The organism is Alteromonas sp. 5E99-2 (assembly GCF_017368475.1).
GTDB lineage: Bacteria > Pseudomonadota > Gammaproteobacteria > Enterobacterales > Alteromonadaceae > Alteromonas_F.
This window is the reverse complement of record NZ_JAFNJE010000016.1, coordinates 14657-29667: the sequence shown is the minus strand read 5'-3', so window position 1 is coordinate 29667 and position 15011 is coordinate 14657. Positions and strand designations below refer to the sequence as shown.

General features: G+C 41.4%; 13 protein-coding genes. 8 read left to right on the top strand and 5 right to left on the bottom strand.

Features of this window, described 5'->3' with window-relative positions; genetic code table 11:
- Nucleotides 1-101: 101 nt before the first annotated feature.
- Together J3L16_RS14700 and gorA are read right to left on the bottom strand one after the other, a co-directional pair.
- Nucleotides 102-2087 (bottom strand): hypothetical protein, encoded by a 1986-nt coding sequence (locus J3L16_RS14700; RefSeq protein ID WP_207613760.1) that lies wholly within the window; start codon nucleotides 2085-2087, stop codon nucleotides 102-104.
- Between the two features lie 278 nt (nucleotides 2088-2365).
- Complete coding sequence (gene gorA, locus J3L16_RS14695) at nucleotides 2366-3712, bottom strand: glutathione-disulfide reductase (protein WP_207613759.1); 1347 nt, start codon at nucleotides 3710-3712, stop codon at nucleotides 2366-2368.
- A 180-nt stretch (nucleotides 3713-3892) separates the two neighbouring features.
- On the opposite strand from gorA, the gene prlC reads away from it, so the two are divergent.
- The 6 genes from prlC (at nucleotide 3893) to J3L16_RS14665 (ending at nucleotide 10200) form a co-directional block, all read left to right on the top strand.
- A complete protein-coding gene (prlC, locus tag J3L16_RS14690; RefSeq protein ID WP_207613758.1) occupies nucleotides 3893-5899 on the top strand; it encodes an oligopeptidase A in 2007 nt (668 codons plus the stop codon).
- A gap of 2 nt (nucleotides 5900-5901) precedes the next feature.
- The gene (locus J3L16_RS14685; RefSeq protein WP_207613757.1) at nucleotides 5902-6597 is read left to right on the top strand and encodes a DNA-3-methyladenine glycosylase I; all 696 of its coding nucleotides are present in this window, start codon (nucleotides 5902-5904) and stop codon (nucleotides 6595-6597) included.
- Between the two features lie 75 nt (nucleotides 6598-6672).
- Complete coding sequence (ubiE, locus tag J3L16_RS14680; RefSeq protein WP_207613756.1) at nucleotides 6673-7455, top strand: bifunctional demethylmenaquinone methyltransferase/2-methoxy-6-polyprenyl-1,4-benzoquinol methylase UbiE; 783 nt, start codon at nucleotides 6673-6675, stop codon at nucleotides 7453-7455.
- Nucleotides 7455-8102 carry an SCP2 sterol-binding domain-containing protein gene (locus J3L16_RS14675; protein ID WP_207613755.1) on the top strand — a complete coding sequence of 216 codons (648 nt, stop codon included), beginning with the start codon at nucleotides 7455-7457 and terminating at the stop codon, nucleotides 8100-8102. The genes ubiE and J3L16_RS14675 overlap by 1 nt, the downstream gene beginning before the upstream one ends.
- Complete coding sequence (ubiB, locus tag J3L16_RS14670; RefSeq protein WP_207613754.1) at nucleotides 8099-9727, top strand: ubiquinone biosynthesis regulatory protein kinase UbiB; 1629 nt, start codon at nucleotides 8099-8101, stop codon at nucleotides 9725-9727. Before J3L16_RS14675 ends, ubiB begins: the two co-directional genes overlap by 4 nt.
- A gap of 263 nt (nucleotides 9728-9990) precedes the next feature.
- Entirely contained in the window at nucleotides 9991-10200 is a 210-nt protein-coding gene (locus tag J3L16_RS14665; protein ID WP_207613753.1) for a cold-shock protein, read from the top strand.
- A 70-nt stretch (nucleotides 10201-10270) separates the two neighbouring features.
- On the opposite strand, the gene J3L16_RS14660 is transcribed toward J3L16_RS14665, so the two are convergent.
- Genes J3L16_RS14660 through ubiD form a run of 3 tightly spaced genes read right to left on the bottom strand, consistent with a single transcriptional unit; the run spans nucleotide 10271 to nucleotide 13861 of the window.
- On the bottom strand, nucleotides 10271-11632 hold the full coding sequence (locus J3L16_RS14660; RefSeq protein WP_207613752.1) for a M28 family metallopeptidase: 1362 nt from the start codon (nucleotides 11630-11632) through the stop codon (nucleotides 10271-10273).
- A 21-nt stretch (nucleotides 11633-11653) separates the two neighbouring features.
- Nucleotides 11654-12355: an NAD(P)H-flavin reductase gene (gene fre, locus J3L16_RS14655; RefSeq protein ID WP_207613751.1), complete on the bottom strand. Its 702-nt coding sequence runs from the start codon at nucleotides 12353-12355 to the stop codon at nucleotides 11654-11656.
- Between the two features lie 9 nt (nucleotides 12356-12364).
- The gene (gene ubiD / locus J3L16_RS14650; RefSeq protein WP_207613750.1) at nucleotides 12365-13861 is read right to left on the bottom strand and encodes a 4-hydroxy-3-polyprenylbenzoate decarboxylase; all 1497 of its coding nucleotides are present in this window, start codon (nucleotides 13859-13861) and stop codon (nucleotides 12365-12367) included.
- Between the two features lie 164 nt (nucleotides 13862-14025).
- Between ubiD and J3L16_RS14645 the strand changes: the two genes are divergently transcribed.
- Nucleotides 14026-14268, top strand: coding sequence for a TIGR02647 family protein (locus J3L16_RS14645; RefSeq protein ID WP_207613749.1), 243 nt, complete (start codon nucleotides 14026-14028; stop codon nucleotides 14266-14268).
- A 100-nt stretch (nucleotides 14269-14368) separates the two neighbouring features.
- On the top strand, nucleotides 14369-14971 hold the full coding sequence (locus tag J3L16_RS14640; RefSeq protein ID WP_242698864.1) for a tetratricopeptide repeat protein: 603 nt from the start codon (nucleotides 14369-14371) through the stop codon (nucleotides 14969-14971).
- Nucleotides 14972-15011 lie beyond the last annotated feature (40 nt).

Below are 15011 nucleotides of genomic sequence, written 5' to 3'. Positions count from 1 at the left end.
ACATTTTTGCTATCGCAGTATTGGCGATTTTACACTGGTTTTTAGGTTTGTTTTAAAGAGAGGTTTTGAAGGGCAGAAGCTGATGTTCTACCCTTGGCTTTTTATTGAATAATCTGATTTTCAGAAAGTTCTACTGCCTTGTCAAAAATTTCATTAGCCGTGCCAAAGAGTGTGTAGTTTTCAGATCTGAAAGCCTCATAGACATCATCAACTCGGCTAGGACTGAATAGTCCATTACTGTAGCTAAGTAGTCTGAGTCTCACCCAGTTTCTTTTCCTCCAATCAACGTGAATTTCTACACTTGTTCTACGATCTTCGATATAAACCATGTTGTGGTTATTTCGATTATAGCCCACAGTTCCATATTGATTAACATTACTTTGATCAGGGTAATATATCCCAAGAGCATCATCGGCATCCCAATCTGGACTTGCCCCCAGTATTACTATGTTATCGTCAGGGGTAATGTTTTCAGTTCCTGAATCAAGCAGTTCAAACACTACAATGCTTTCCTCAGTCAAGCCCACATCACTTATTGGCACGGTTAATTGATGACTCTTTTCTATGCCATCCTCTTTCCACAGTACCCAAGAATAGCCAAAATCATAGTTCGCGCGAACTTCTCTCATAATTCTCATGTTGCCAAGGTCGGTATCCCTTGTTTTTAAGCTCTCTCTACCTTCTGCTTTGGATATTTTTGAAGGCGTTCTTCCTGAGCCAATCGATTCAGACTCACGGGATAACTGCAAGATGTGGCTCGGTGGGCGTATATATTTCCATTCACCATAAGACAACATAACGGGCGTTTTATCAGTTGACACATCCTGAAAATATCCGTTGAAATCAAGCTCTGACAACCCTTCCTCTGAAGCGGAAATTGCCACTTCGTTGAAAAAGTCTTCTTCTTCTTCTTTGTTAACTACGCCAGAGTACGAAATAAAGTCGCCATTATCATCGAACTCGTAAAGCGAATTTTCGGCGTATTCTGTGGTTGGGTCATTATAGACGGGAAATTGTTCGATTTTAATGACGTTTGTATCAGTACTATTACTAGCTTCGCTTCCATTCAAAGACGTTAACGTCTTTACCGTTACAGAATGCCCAGTATTAATATTGATACCTGCTTGCACGGGATTGAATCGGCCACCATGCATCCGTCCTCGAACACTTTGGTTTGAACCCGCGCCAAATTGTGGTTTTGGATCGAGATACTCACCAAGGTTCGTGCTTTCTTCGACAGGTAGACCGTCTGACCTATTATAAACTTGGGTTATGTAACCCCCTCCATCGGCATTGACGCCAATTGGAATACCATCTGTACCTATACCTAGATGGATGAAGTGAGTTGCTTGAGCAGCACTACCAGCATTAGTATTCTCTTGTAAAAGGTTAACGTGGGACGGCCTTGAATACACAAATAAGTGATCAATATCAGCTGTTAAAACATCTTCGTTTTGCTGCTGTGCTGCCAATGCAGTGACCTCAATAAGCTTATCGGTAGAGCTAGGCAGTTCAAATTTAGTGAATTGTTGCTCGTCACGATCAACGAAAACCCTTTCTAGTTTTCCATCTCTCACATCAAAGGAAAAGGTTTCAAAATTTGTTGTTAAGACAACATCAGTGACCTTTTGCAAAGTGTTATTTTCCCCTTTCACATAAGTGCCGTCACCATTAAAAATCACTTCGAGTGATATAGCTCCAGTTCTAATACTTGCCGTGACAGATGACGTTGCCAATAGATTTGATGCTCGCAGATTTATGGCTAAGGCGAAATTTGTCTCATTGGGACTAAAGTAACCGAAATCGTTATATTGAGATGTTACTGGTGTTGCATCATTACTAATCAGGCTAAGGTATGAATCCAGTCCGTTATCTTGATCAACGAGAATTGCGTTTCCGTTAGTGTTCCAACCAAATAAACCATCATTTTCTACTTTATCATCACTGTAGTTTACGAAATTGAAGCCGTAGGAAGGGTACTCTGCTGATTGTGCATGAGCAAAATTGGTGGCTATTACTAAATATGTAACAGTATGGTAAAAAATCGTAGGGATCAGTTTAAACCATATTTTACTACACTTAATCATTTAGACTTTCCTCTTAAATAATAATTGATATGAAATACAACTAGGAGCTGATGAACTTTTATGTTGGCAACCAATTGATTGCTCACACTGGTGCTAACATACTCTTATTTTGTTATGTAAGCGATATAAGATTTACAGCTTTTTTATTACTTTAAGGGAAGGGAATAGGATAGAAAAAGCCGTAAGGAACTAAAATAAATAGTAGATATTTTTTTAGTTATATTCACGGCTTTTTCAGAGCGAACAGCTTTAATAGAATTGCGCTTTAAAACACATGCCTACATGGTTACGTATTCTTCGCCACTTGTTGGGTGAATTGCTACGCAGGCATCAAAGTCTGCTTTGGTTGCCCCCATTTTTATTGCTACGGCAAAGCCCTGTAAAATCTCATCCATGGTATAACCAATACCGTGAATACCCACTACCTGTTCATTTTCACCTGCACAAATTAATTTCATCGTTGTGGCTTGGCGATGACTTGTCAACGCTGTATACATAGCGGTAAAGGTGGAGTTATATACTTTTATATTTTCTTCACCGTATTGCTGTATTGCTTCAGGCTCACTTAAACCCATAGTACCAATAGGTGGGTGGCTGAAGACAACCGTAGGGATAAGGCTATAATCCATATGCGCATTGGTCTGCCCGTTAAACAATCTTTCAGATAATAAACGCCCTGCTTTAATCGCCACTGGAGTGAGTTCTGCTTGGCCAATAATATCGCCCACAGCATACACATTTTCCGCGCTGGTATTTTGAAATTTATCTACCGTGACATAGCCTTTTTCACTTAATTCAACGCCTGCTGCAGCAAGGTTTAGTTGTTCGACGTTAGGTTTACGGCCAATAGCCCAGATAAGGCAATCAGCTTGAATACTTTCGCCACTCACTAAGTTGATAGTTAAGCTTTCGTCGTCCTGTTTCACGACGTTTTTTACGCTGGCATGGGTATGCAGTGTAGGACCTTCCGCTTTTATTATTTCGGTTAGCGTGTCTGATAGCATAGGATCAAAACCGCGAAGAGGCTTTTCTTTACGTACTAATAAATGGGTTTCACTTCCCAGTGCATGCATAACGCCTGCAAGTTCTACAGCAATATAGCCAGCCCCGACAACAACGACTCGTTTAGGTTGCTCCTCCAGCTCAAAGAAACCATCGGATGTAATACCGTACTCAGCACCTGGAACGTTATCGATGACTGGGTAGCCACCTGTTGCAATCAAAATATGATCGGCAGTATAGGTATTTCCTTCGACTTCAATGGTGTTTTTGTCAACGAATTTTGCAAAGCCGTTAATCGTGGTGATGGCGTTATTGGCTAATACGCGATCGTAAGAGCCATGAATGCGGGTAATATACGCATCGCGGTTCTTTTTCATTGTTTCCCAGCTGTAGCCATTTAAGGTCACATCAAAACCGTAATCGGCGCTGTAAAGGTTAATTGCTTCTGCGACTTGTGCGCCATACCACATAGCTTTTTTGGGAACGCAGCCTACATTAACACAGGTTCCGCCCATGGCTTTGCCTTCTACAATTGCGACTTTTTTACCGTGTTTAGCTGCGCGGTTAGCTGATGCGATACCGCCACTACCACCACCGATACATATATAATCAAAATGCGACATTTCGTTTTCCATTAATTATTGGGCTATAACCCATGACCTACTACATTCCGTTTAACTTTCAATTGGTTTGAAAAAAACCAAGCAACGGATGACAAACTATCTATTTATGGCTATTGAAAAAAACAGGACTAACCCAATCTCAATAACAACTACGATTTTTAGTACAAAGGACCACGACCAATGAGTTTGCCTCAATTTTCCGCGATACAAACAGAATCTATTGTCGATACTATTTCAGATGCTATATCCCATTGCAAACAGGTTGTTGAAGATGTTGTTTCTCAATCAGAGTTTACTTACAAGAGTATAGTCGCTCCTTTGGAACACGCAGACGATGAATTAAGTAAATATTGGTCGCCTATTTCTCATATGAACTCAGTGGTGAGCTCAGATGCATTGAGAGAAGCTCACGATGCATGTTTACCTTTATTATCAGAATACGGTACTTGGTTAGGGCAACATGAAGGCCTGTATAAAGCCTATGAAGCCATTCAGTCTAGCGAAACGTTTGCATCTCTTAGTCAAGCACAACAAAAAGTCATTACCAATGCAATCCGTGATTTTACCTTATCTGGTGTTGCCTTAGCCAGCGACAAAAAACAGCGTTTTGCTGAAATTCAGGCGAAGCTTTCTGAGCTGGGCTCTCAGTTTGGAAATAATGTTATGGATGCCACCACTGCGTGGAGCAAACTCGTCACCGATGAAGCTGATTTAGATGGCATTCCTGCATCTGCTATTGCGGCAGCAAAACAAACAGCAGAACGTAAAGAAAAAGAAGGCTGGATGTTTACACTCGATATCCCTAGCTATTTGCCTGTAATGCAACATGCAAAGAACCGAGCGTTACGAGAAGAAATGTATCGCGCATTTAATACTCGGGCATCTGATCAAGGCGCTAACCCAGAGCTTGATAACACCGCGATTATTAATGAAACGCTGTTGTTAAGACAAGAAGCTGCTCAGCTACTTGGGTTCGAGCATTATGCTCAACGTTCTTTAGCGACGAAAATGGCAACAGATACAGAACAGGTTTTAGGCTTTTTATACGATTTAGCCGATAAATCAAAACCTCAAGCCTTAAAAGAGCTAGAGGAAATTAAAGAATTTGCCATTACGTCAGGCCATAAGGGCGAGATTAACGCTTGGGATATCCCCTATTTCAGTGAACGATTAAAAGAACAAAAATTCAGCATTACCGATGAAGAATTAAAGCCGTATTTTCCTGAAGATACAGTCCTAAAAGGCTTGTTTGAGGTAATTAATCGGTTATATGGCTTAACGGTTTCAGAACAAAGTGACATTGATGTATACCACGAAGATGTTCGCTTTTTCACCATTTTTGATAAAGACGGAGCCCCCCGAGGCAGTTTTTATCTAGATTTATATGCCCGTGAGAAAAAACGTGGTGGGGCATGGATGGACGAGTGTCGAGTTCGCAGAGTATTACCGAATGGTGACTTGCAACTCCCTGTTGCCTATTTAACTTGTAACTTTAGTAGTCCCGTTGGCGACAAACCTGCGTTGTTTACTCACAACGAAGTTGTCACCTTGTTTCATGAGTTTGGTCATGGTATTCACCATATGCTAACAAAAATGACGGTTGCAGGAGTCTCTGGTATCAACGGTGTACCGTGGGATGCGGTAGAGCTGCCTAGTCAATTTTTGGAAAACTGGTGTTGGCAGGAAGAGGCGTTGGCATTTATTTCAGGTCATTATGAAACCGGTGAGCCTTTACCGAAAGATATGCTAGATAAAATGTTGGCGGCAAGAGATTTTCAATCGGCCATGCAAATGGTAAGGCAGCTCGAATTCAGCTTGTTTGACATGTCTATTCATGAACAGGAACAAGGCGCTCCAGATGTACAAGGCATTTTAGATTCAGTGAGAGAAAAAGTGTCGGTCATTACACCGCCTTCATTTAATCGTTTCCAGCATAGTTTTGGGCATATATTTGCAGGTGGATATGCTGCAGGTTACTACAGTTACAAATGGGCGGAAGTGCTTTCAAGTGATGCATTTAGCCGTTTTGAGGAAGAAGGTATTTTTAATCCTAAGGTGGGAACTGACTTTTTGAATAACGTATTGGAAGTTGGGGGAAGTAAAGATCCTATGGATGCTTTTGTAGCCTTCCGAGGCAGAGAGCCTAGTACTGATGCTTTACTTCGCCATAACGGTATTGCGGCATAACAATGAGTGCAGAAAAGTTTGATGCCCTCTACCACAGAGCTTTACAGCGTAAAGGTGGTGAAGAGCAGTTAGCAGCCTTAGTGACGAGCCCGTTGCCGCAGAATGAGTTGTTGTCCCTTGGCGATGATAGGGTGTTATCTGCGTTCACCAAAAAAGTGTTTCAATCTGGTTTTGTGTGGCGAGTTGTTGAAAATAAGTGGCTAGCTTTTGAAGAGCTGTTTTTCGATTTTAATATAGAAAAAGTCTTGTTAATGCCTGACGAAATGCTAGAAAAAAAAGCCACGGATCCAGCAATAATCCGAAACCTTCGTAAGGTAATGTCTATTCGAGACAATGCAATGATGTTGAATACCATTGCACAAGAACACGGTTCTTTTGTTCAATTCGCATCAGGCTTTACTCAGGGGAATATTATCGAATTATGGGCATACTTGAAACGTATGGGCGCTAGGTTGGGAGGCAATACTGGGCCTTACGCATTGCGTGCACTAGGGATAGATACCTATTTGCTTACACGGGATGTCGAGGGTTATTTTCGCCAACATAAATTGATTGATGGTGGTTTAACGACGAAAAGAAGCCTTGAAACCATTAATAACCAGTTTAATCAATGGCAGCAGGAATCAGGCTTGAAATATCAAGAGCTGAGCCAGATATTGGCGCTGAGTTGCGGTGATAATAGCGTTCAATCAAGCTAAAATAAGGTGAACACGGCCTAGGTAATCATAAATAACTTGGGTACACTATAGAAAATAAGTGGTTTGGACAGTGATATGACAGATACATCGGCAAATAACGCCAACAATACGAATGGCGAAGACACAACACATTTTGGCTACAAGCAAGTAGCGAAAGAGCAAAAAGTGAATATGGTTGCCGATGTCTTTCATAGTGTGGCAGCCAAATACGATGTGATGAACGACGTAATGTCATTTGGCATACATCGTTTATGGAAACGTTATACCGTTGATTGCAGTGGAGTGCGCAGTGGTCATAAAGTTCTTGATTTAGCCGGTGGAACCGGTGATTTAACTGCAACATTTTCTCGCTTGGTCGGAGATACGGGGAGTGTGGTACTCGCCGATATTAATTTGTCTATGCTGAAAGTAGGTCGTGATAAGTTACGAGACATGGGGCGAGTAAAAAATATAGACTATGTTCAAGCTAACGCTGAAGCCTTACCTTTTCCCGACAACCATTTCGATGTGATTACTATGGCTTTTGGTCTGCGTAACGTCACTGAAAAAGAAAACGCCTTAGCATCGATTTTCCGCGTGTTAAAACCTGGTGGACGTTTGTTGGTTTTAGAGTTTTCTAAACCAGTATTACCAGCGTTAAGTAAAATATACGATGCTTACTCTTTTTATGTGTTGCCTACTATGGGACAAATAGTGGCAAATGACAAAGAGAGTTATCAGTACCTTGCGGAATCAATTCGTATGCATCCAGATCAAGACACATTGAAAGGCATGTTTGAAGATGCTGGGTTTGAACAGTGCCGTTACGACAACTTAACTGGAGGCGTCGTCGCCCTTCATCGCGGTTACAAATTCTAATGCCTGCACGTCAACTGGCCAATGCGGTTTTAGAAAAAGCGATTAATAGTTTCCTCTCGACGCAGCCGAAAACTCAAAGCAGTCTAAGTGAACTAAAAGGCAACCGTGTTGTTTTGTTTTTAGATGTGTTTAAAGACGGTTTGACCTTGGTTTTTGACGATGATGTACTGGTATTAAATGAACCTCAGACGTTTGTTGAGGCTAAAGAAAACATAGACAGCAAAACCTGTATTATTAAAACCAAGCTCGCTGTGCTATCTGAACTTTCTGACAGCAGTCAGTTGACTTCATTGATTCAAAAAGGGGACCTCGCGTTAGTTGGCGATATTGCTATTGCCCAAAAGCTAACGGGGTTAGTGTCAGCCAATAATATTGATTTGGAAGAAACCTTAGCCCGTTACACGTCCGATGTGGTTGCTCATACTCTGTTTAGCGGTTTCAAATCTATCCATAAAAAAGTCACCTCGATTGCGTCTTCACTCAGTGTACAAGCCGCAGAATTTGTAACAGAGGAGCGCCCTATAGCCGCTAGAAAACAAGGTGTAGAGGGCGTTGGGATGCAAATTGGAATGCTCAGAGACGACGTTGATCGTGTTACCTCTAAAATGGATTTACTCGAAACACGTATTAGCAAGGATACTCAATGAGTATGGTGCGCCTGTACCGCATCAATAAGGTCATCTTAGAGCATGGATTAGATGAGCTTATTCCGAAAAACCGGCTACCTAGGTCGGTTCGTTTTGTTCGAATTCTATTTTTTTGGTTGAAAAATAAACATAAAGATTTATCTGAAGGTGAGCGTTTAAGGCTCGCTTTGCAGTCGTTAGGACCGGTATTTATTAAGTTCGGTCAAATGTTGTCTACCCGAAAAGATTTGCTCTCAGATAATTTTGCGAAAGAATTAACTCAACTGCAAGATCAAGTGGAACCTTTTGACTCTGCCATCGCTCATGAACTTATTTGTAAAGCTCTTGAAATTGAATCTTTAAGTACCTATTTTTCCGAGATTGACGAAGCACCACTAGCTTCAGCCTCTATTGCCCAAGTCTACGGCGCTGTCTTAAAAGAAAACGATGAAGCTGTTGTTGTAAAAATACTGCGGCCTGAAATAAAGCAAGTCATTGACGCAGATGTGAAGATCATGGGCGTAATGGCGAAAGTCGTACAAAAGTTTTTGCCAGAAGGCAAACGCTTACGTCCGGTAGAAGTTGTCGATGAATATAAACGAGCGGTGTATGACGAGCTAGATTTACTTAAAGAGTCTGCTAACGGAGTTAAATTAAAGAGTAACTTTGAAGGATCATCTTCATTATATGTTCCTAAAATATATTCGGATTACAGTCGTAAAAACATGTTGGTGATGGAGCGTATTTACGGTATCCCAGTGGCTGATGTGAAAGCCTTAGAAGCACAAAATACCAATATGAAGCGTTTGGCTGAAAAAGGCGTTGAGGTGTTTTTCACGCAAGTTTTCAGAGACAGTTTTTTTCATGCGGATATGCACCCCGGGAATATCTTTGTATCGACATCAACGCCTGAAGACCCACAATATATCGCAATTGATTTTGGTATCGTGGGGACGCTAAATAGCGAAGATAAACGTTATTTAGCTGAGAATTTCATCGCCTTTTTCAATCAAGATTATCGTAAAGTTGCCCAGTTACATGCAGACAGCGGTTGGGTACCTAGTGATACTGATATCGACGGGTTTGAACGTGCAATTCGTACTGTGTGCGAGCCTATTTTCCAAAAACCATTAGCTGAAATTTCTTTTGGTAATGTATTGGTGCAACTTTTCACTACAGCACGGCAATTTAATATGGTGATCCAGCCTCAACTCGTATTATTGCAAAAAACCTTGCTATACGTTGAAGGTTTAGGGCGTCAGTTATACCCCCAATTAGATTTGTGGCAAACGGCCAAACCTTTCTTAGAAAATTGGATGAATGAGCAAATGGGCGCAGCGGCCATGTTTAGAAAAGTAAAAGCAAATTTACCCTTTTGGACTGAAAAATTACCGGAAATGCCCGATTTACTACACGATTCGTTGACGCAAGTAAAAGCACTACCTATTCAGCTTGAGCTGCAGCATAAGGCTAGTTCAAAGAATATGGATAAGTTGATTAAAATCGTCTTTTCAATGTTAAGTGGCATCGTGTCTTTACTGTTGTTTTTCGTTTTAGCCAATCTTTGGCAACAGCCCATTATCAATACCTTTGGTGTGTGTTTTGCCTTAGTATTTTGGGTGTATGCATTGAGGCTAATTCGCTAAGTTACTGTTTCGATTGATGAGCGTTCAATTATTATTTTAATTAGGCTTTGAAATTGTCTATCAATTCTACAAATTGCTGTTATTATTAACTAGTCATTGATGTAACGTAGCCGTGAAATTTTTGCTACAAAAACCTCTCAAGTTACCTTGTGATTTGTTGCTAGACGTTTTTATGTGCCTAAATTCGAGTTTTAAGTGTTAAACAATGGATACGTTACTTTATGACAGGGAATACACTTAATTTAGAAATATAGAGGTAAGACATGTCTAAGGTTACTGGCACAGTAAAATGGTTCAACGCTGAGAAAGGTTACGGATTCCTAACACAAGATAATGGCGGTAAGGACGTTTTCGTTCATTTCCGTGCTATCGTTGCTGAAGGATATAAAACTCTTCCTGAAGGCCAACGCGTAGAATTTGAAATTGAAGATGGCCAAAAAGGCCTTCAAGCGGCTAATGTATCAACAATCTAAGTGTTGTATGTTAGTTGAAAAAAGCTCTCTTTATTAGAGAGCTTTTTTGTATCTGAGGTTAACGCTTTGTCTAGTTACCAAAACTACCTGCTGCACCTGGAAATACTACAGGGCTTTCCATTCCGTCTTTACTTACACTGGCTACACCAAAGAAGTAGTTATCAATAACAACATTTTCTAAGGTTGCTTCAGTCACATTACCCACAAATTTGCTGAATTCCCATTGAGGCGCATCGGTAAATCGCCAGTAAATCTTATAACCAGCTAATTGTGGGTTTTGCTGTGGATTTAAGGCTTTCCATTTTAGTGTTGTAGAAGGTTTTACAGCACCTTCAATTTCAACGTCAGAGGGCGGAGCTGGTGCCCACGACATAGCTGCAAGTGTGGTTGCATTTAATGCGGTTAACTTTGCTGCATAATCGAAATTTACGCCATCAATGGTGTCGCCGTATTTAATGCCGTTTTCTGTTCTGAGATCTTGATGTTGGCGGTTGTAATTTTCGTTAGTTTCCATAATTCGAACACCAGGATAGCCCAAATCGTTAAAGGGTCTGTGGTGACCACCTCGGCGGAATCGATCTAATCTGTAAATCACCATGGTGTCTAAATTTTCTATGTACTGGTCTGCTATTTTATCGATGTAACGAGCTAAGTTTCTGCTCGGAGAATCTACTTCACCGCCGGTGAATCTGCGTAACGTCGCTTCTCGTTCGGTTTCGCCCATTCGTGTGCCTTCAGCAAATATACGGGCTGTTGTGTTATTGATAACACCGTTAATGCCTTCGATATTTCCAATCATGTCATTGTTGAGAACCGCTTTGATACGCCAGCCGTCTTCTTTTGCTTGTGCAGCCATGATCTTGCCACCAAACAGCCCTTGTTCTTCACCAGAAAGTGCCGCATAAACAATACTGCCATTAAATTTATATTGGCTTAAAAGTCGAGCTGCCTCTAGCGCGCCAGCTACGCCCGTTGCATTGTCATTTGCGCCTGGAGACTCTGATGTAAAGTCCATAACATCAGACACTCTAGAATCAATATCGCCAGACATAATGACATAGCGCTCTGGGTCGGTTTGACCTCTTTGAATAGCGATAACATTCACTACTTCTGTGGCATTGGGTATCCTAGGCTCACCTTCGATGATTTTAGATTGGTAATACACTTCTAAGCAGCCGCCACAGGCAGCTGATATTTTATCAAACTCGCTTTTTATCCAACGTCTTGCCGCACCGATACCTTGGGTATCTGATTCTGTTTCCGACAAGGTGTGGCGAGTGCCAAAATTGACTAATGTTTGAATATCGTTCTCGATATTACTCGGTGATGCAGATGAGCCAATGCTATATAAAGCATCCTCACCCTCTGCAAACACAGTTGATGTATAGCTTATTCCCAGCATTATTAGTGATAAGGCTAAAGACGTTTTCATTATTATTTTCCTGACGCTTATTTATATAAAGGCGTAGGCGTCTCCAAAAAGGGCGTCTGCTGTTAAACCTTGAGCAAAAAAGTCGGCTCTCGCGGTTTTCGCCATCTCAAATCGGCCTGCTATGTAGACTTGATTTTGGTCAAGAGATGGGTAATCGGATAAAACTGCTTGATGCACCCAACCTGTCTTGCCTTGCCAATTGTCTTCAGGAAATTCTACTACAGGATGAAAACTAAAATGAGGGTGCTCAACGGCAAGTTTAGTCAGTTCGTCCATCAAATACAGGTCTTCTGTTTTGCGGCCGCCCCAATAAAGTGATATTGGTGTTGTTATCTTTTGTGCTAATGCTTCTTTTAATATGGAGTAGGTATAAGAAAACCCTGTGCCTCCGGCAATCAAAATTGCGGGTAATGATGAATTAGGCTGATAGTGTGCGTCGCCAAATCCACCACTGACTGTAATGCTTTTTTCAGATTGCATTTTTTGTAACACTTCATAGGCAAACTTGTTGCTTTCTTCCGCGCCAATATGCAATTCCACTGTACCTGATTCAGACGTTGAACTACCAATAGAAAAAGGGCGTTTATCTTCTTCGCTCATGTGTACAAATAAGTATTGTCCTGCCTTGAATGTAAAAGACGTTTTTGGCTCGAGTACAACTCGATAAACCGTCGGTGTTAGCGATGAAATAGATTTGATGTCACAGTTTATTGGCGCAGTCATTTAGTGCTTCTACTCGTTTAAATTATCAGATGATGGTGTTGGCATTATGCCTAGTTTGTCCCAAATTTCGTCTACGCGCTGCTTTACAGCCTCGTCCATTATAATGGGTTCGCCCCATTCCCTATCAGTTTCTCCGGGAAGTTTATTTGTGGCATCCATACCCATTTTAGACCCTAAACCCGATACAGGAGAAGCGAAATCAAGATAATCAATTGGGGTGTTTTCTATCATAGTGGTATCCCTTGCAGGATCCATTCTAGTCGTTATGGCCCAGATAACATCCTGCCAATCTCTTGCATTGACGTCGTCGTCGCAAACAATAACGAACTTGGTGTACATGAATTGTCGTAGAAAAGACCATACTCCCATCATGACTCTTTTAGCATGACCGGGGTACTGTTTTTTCATCGTCACAATGGCCATTCGATAAGAGCAGCCTTCAGGAGGTAAATAGAAATCGACAATTTCAGGGAACTGCTTTTGTAGTATAGGAACAAACACTTCGTTTAAAGCAACGCCTAAAATTGCAGGTTCATCAGGTGGTCGCCCCGTGTATGTTGAATGATAAATGGGGTTGTCTCTGTGAGTGATATGGGTCACAGTAAAAACAGGGAAGTGATCGACTTCGTTGTAATATCCCGTGTGATCTCCATAAGGCCCTTCAGGCGCAGTTTCATCTTGAGCTATATAGCCTTCAAGTATAATTTCGGCACTAGCGGGCACCTGCAAGTCGTTACTTACAGACTTCACGACTTCTGTTTTTGCTCCTCTAAGTAATCCTGCAAATGCATACTCAGATAGAGAATCGGGCACGGGTGTTACAGCGCCTAAAATGGTAGCAGGATCTGCCCCCAAAGCCACTGATACGGGGTAGGGCTCCCCGGGGTGTGTTTCGCACCATTCTTTAAAATCTAGTGCGCCACCTCTATGGCTCAACCAGCGCATAATGAGTTTGTTTTTGGCTATAACTTGTTGACGGTAAATGCCGAGATTTTGCCTTTTCTTATGAGGCCCTTTAGTTACCGTGAGTCCCCAAGTGACTAATGGAGCCGCATCGCCAGGCCAACAATGTTGAATAGGCAGTGCGCCCAAATCTACGTCTTCGCCAGCGATAACATGAGTTTGGCAAGGCGCTTTTTTGACTTCTTTGGCCGGCATATTAAGCACCTGCTTAAATACAGGCATTTTGCTCCATAAGTCTTTTAACCCCTTTGGAGGCTCGGGCTCTTTTAAATAAGCAAGTAATTCACCGACTTCACGTAACGCTGTTACTGAAGACTGGCCCATGCCTAACGCAACGCGTTTGGGTGTGCCAAATAAGTTAGCTAGAACTGGAATGTCACTGCCCTTGGGGTTTTCAAACAAAATAGCAGGGCCTTGTGCTCGCAAAGTGCGATCAGCAATTTCTGTCATTTCTAATTCTGTGCTCACTTCATGAGACACTCGCACTAACTCACCCATGTCTTCTAATTGAGCAATAAAATCTCGTAAGTCGCTGTATTGCATGTGTATCAATCGCACCTATATTTGCGCTAATGATTGAATTATACCTAGTTTTTCTAGTTAATGATCACCCTTTATTTATCTGTGTTTAAACCTTTAGTTGTTAACCTAACGTAAATGAAGCATGATATGTTATCGACCGCACATAACCGCTGGGGATTGTTTAAATGGTTTTTTCTAATGATATGATTGCTGAGCTTAATCTGATCTTAAAATTTCCAACGAATACTCTGATGCAAGGTCTTAAGATTCACCAAGACGCAACGAGCGAAACCAAATTTGCAATTGAACGCCTATATGCAAAAGGTATAGTCACTCAGCCTGATGGTGGATATCTAACGGATTTGGGACACGATTTGAGTGATATTGCCCAACGACTACAATTAGCATTAAGTAGCAAATTAAACTAACGCTATTAGGCTAAAGCTACATCGATTTTTGTCGATAACAATTCTGAATTCACAATTTTTTGGTTCTATGAGTATGATCAAGCACAATCTCTTGTTAGCGATGGGTTTTTGTCTTTTAAATCTGGCTTCATTTAGTCTTGAAGCCCAAGAAATAAAAGCTGTGCAACTTTATTCCCAAGATGAACTCATCAAACTTATAAACGAAAACACACATCTTGATCGCGTAGTCGTAGACCGTTGCCAGCTCAATAGAGATATTGAAGCTCGAGCACAAGTTTTGAAAGTTCCTGCCTACCAGTTTTTGTGGGGAGATATGTTGGCTTGGGGAGTATGTGTAAAGGCAGACCCCGAAAGAGGACTCGGTTTTATGCGCGATGCTGCAGCACAAGGTCTTCCTGCCGCGTTAGAGCAACTTGGTCGGTATCGTTCATCAGGTATTTTATTGCAACAAGATAAAGCTAAAGCTGTTGTCTACTTTAGAGAAGCGTCGGCCTTAGGTTTAATCAAGGCTCAAGTCCAACTTGCGGAGCTTTTTCTAGAGGGTTACGGTAGCCCTTATGATTATGAAGATGCTTACCATTGGTTGTATTCAACAGTGACCGATGACAAAGAATTACATGAGCATATCACTTCTCTTAGAACGAATTTAGAAGCTTTAATGCATCCAAAAGTAGTGGCTTCTGCCAAACGACGAGTAGATTAGCTTAAATCTTGCTATACTCCTGCTCATACACGTGTGTCAA

Bases quoted from the DNA above. Each gene is read 5' to 3' on its own strand.
- gorA (WP_207613759.1), bottom strand. From the start codon at position 3,712: ATGTCGCATTTTGATTATATATGTATCGGTGGTGGTAGTGGCGGTATC.
- ubiE (WP_207613756.1), top strand. From the start codon at position 6,673: ATGACAGATACATCGGCAAATAACGCCAACAATACGAATGGCGAAGAC.
- J3L16_RS14660 (WP_207613752.1), bottom strand. From the start codon at position 11,632: ATGAAAACGTCTTTAGCCTTATCACTAATAATGCTGGGAATAAGCTAT.
- prlC (WP_207613758.1), top strand. From the start codon at position 3,893: ATGAGTTTGCCTCAATTTTCCGCGATACAAACAGAATCTATTGTCGAT.
- J3L16_RS14645 (WP_207613749.1), top strand. From the start codon at position 14,026: ATGGTTTTTTCTAATGATATGATTGCTGAGCTTAATCTGATCTTAAAA.
- J3L16_RS14665 (WP_207613753.1), top strand. From the start codon at position 9,991: ATGTCTAAGGTTACTGGCACAGTAAAATGGTTCAACGCTGAGAAAGGT.
- J3L16_RS14675 (WP_207613755.1), top strand. From the start codon at position 7,455: ATGCCTGCACGTCAACTGGCCAATGCGGTTTTAGAAAAAGCGATTAAT.
- ubiD (WP_207613750.1), bottom strand. From the start codon at position 13,861: ATGCAATACAGCGACTTACGAGATTTTATTGCTCAATTAGAAGACATG.
- J3L16_RS14640 (WP_242698864.1), top strand. From the start codon at position 14,369: ATGGGTTTTTGTCTTTTAAATCTGGCTTCATTTAGTCTTGAAGCCCAA.
- J3L16_RS14685 (WP_207613757.1), top strand. From the start codon at position 5,902: ATGAGTGCAGAAAAGTTTGATGCCCTCTACCACAGAGCTTTACAGCGT.
- ubiB (WP_207613754.1), top strand. From the start codon at position 8,099: ATGAGTATGGTGCGCCTGTACCGCATCAATAAGGTCATCTTAGAGCAT.
- J3L16_RS14700 (WP_207613760.1), bottom strand. From the start codon at position 2,087: ATGATTAAGTGTAGTAAAATATGGTTTAAACTGATCCCTACGATTTTT.
- fre (WP_207613751.1), bottom strand. From the start codon at position 12,355: ATGACTGCGCCAATAAACTGTGACATCAAATCTATTTCATCGCTAACA.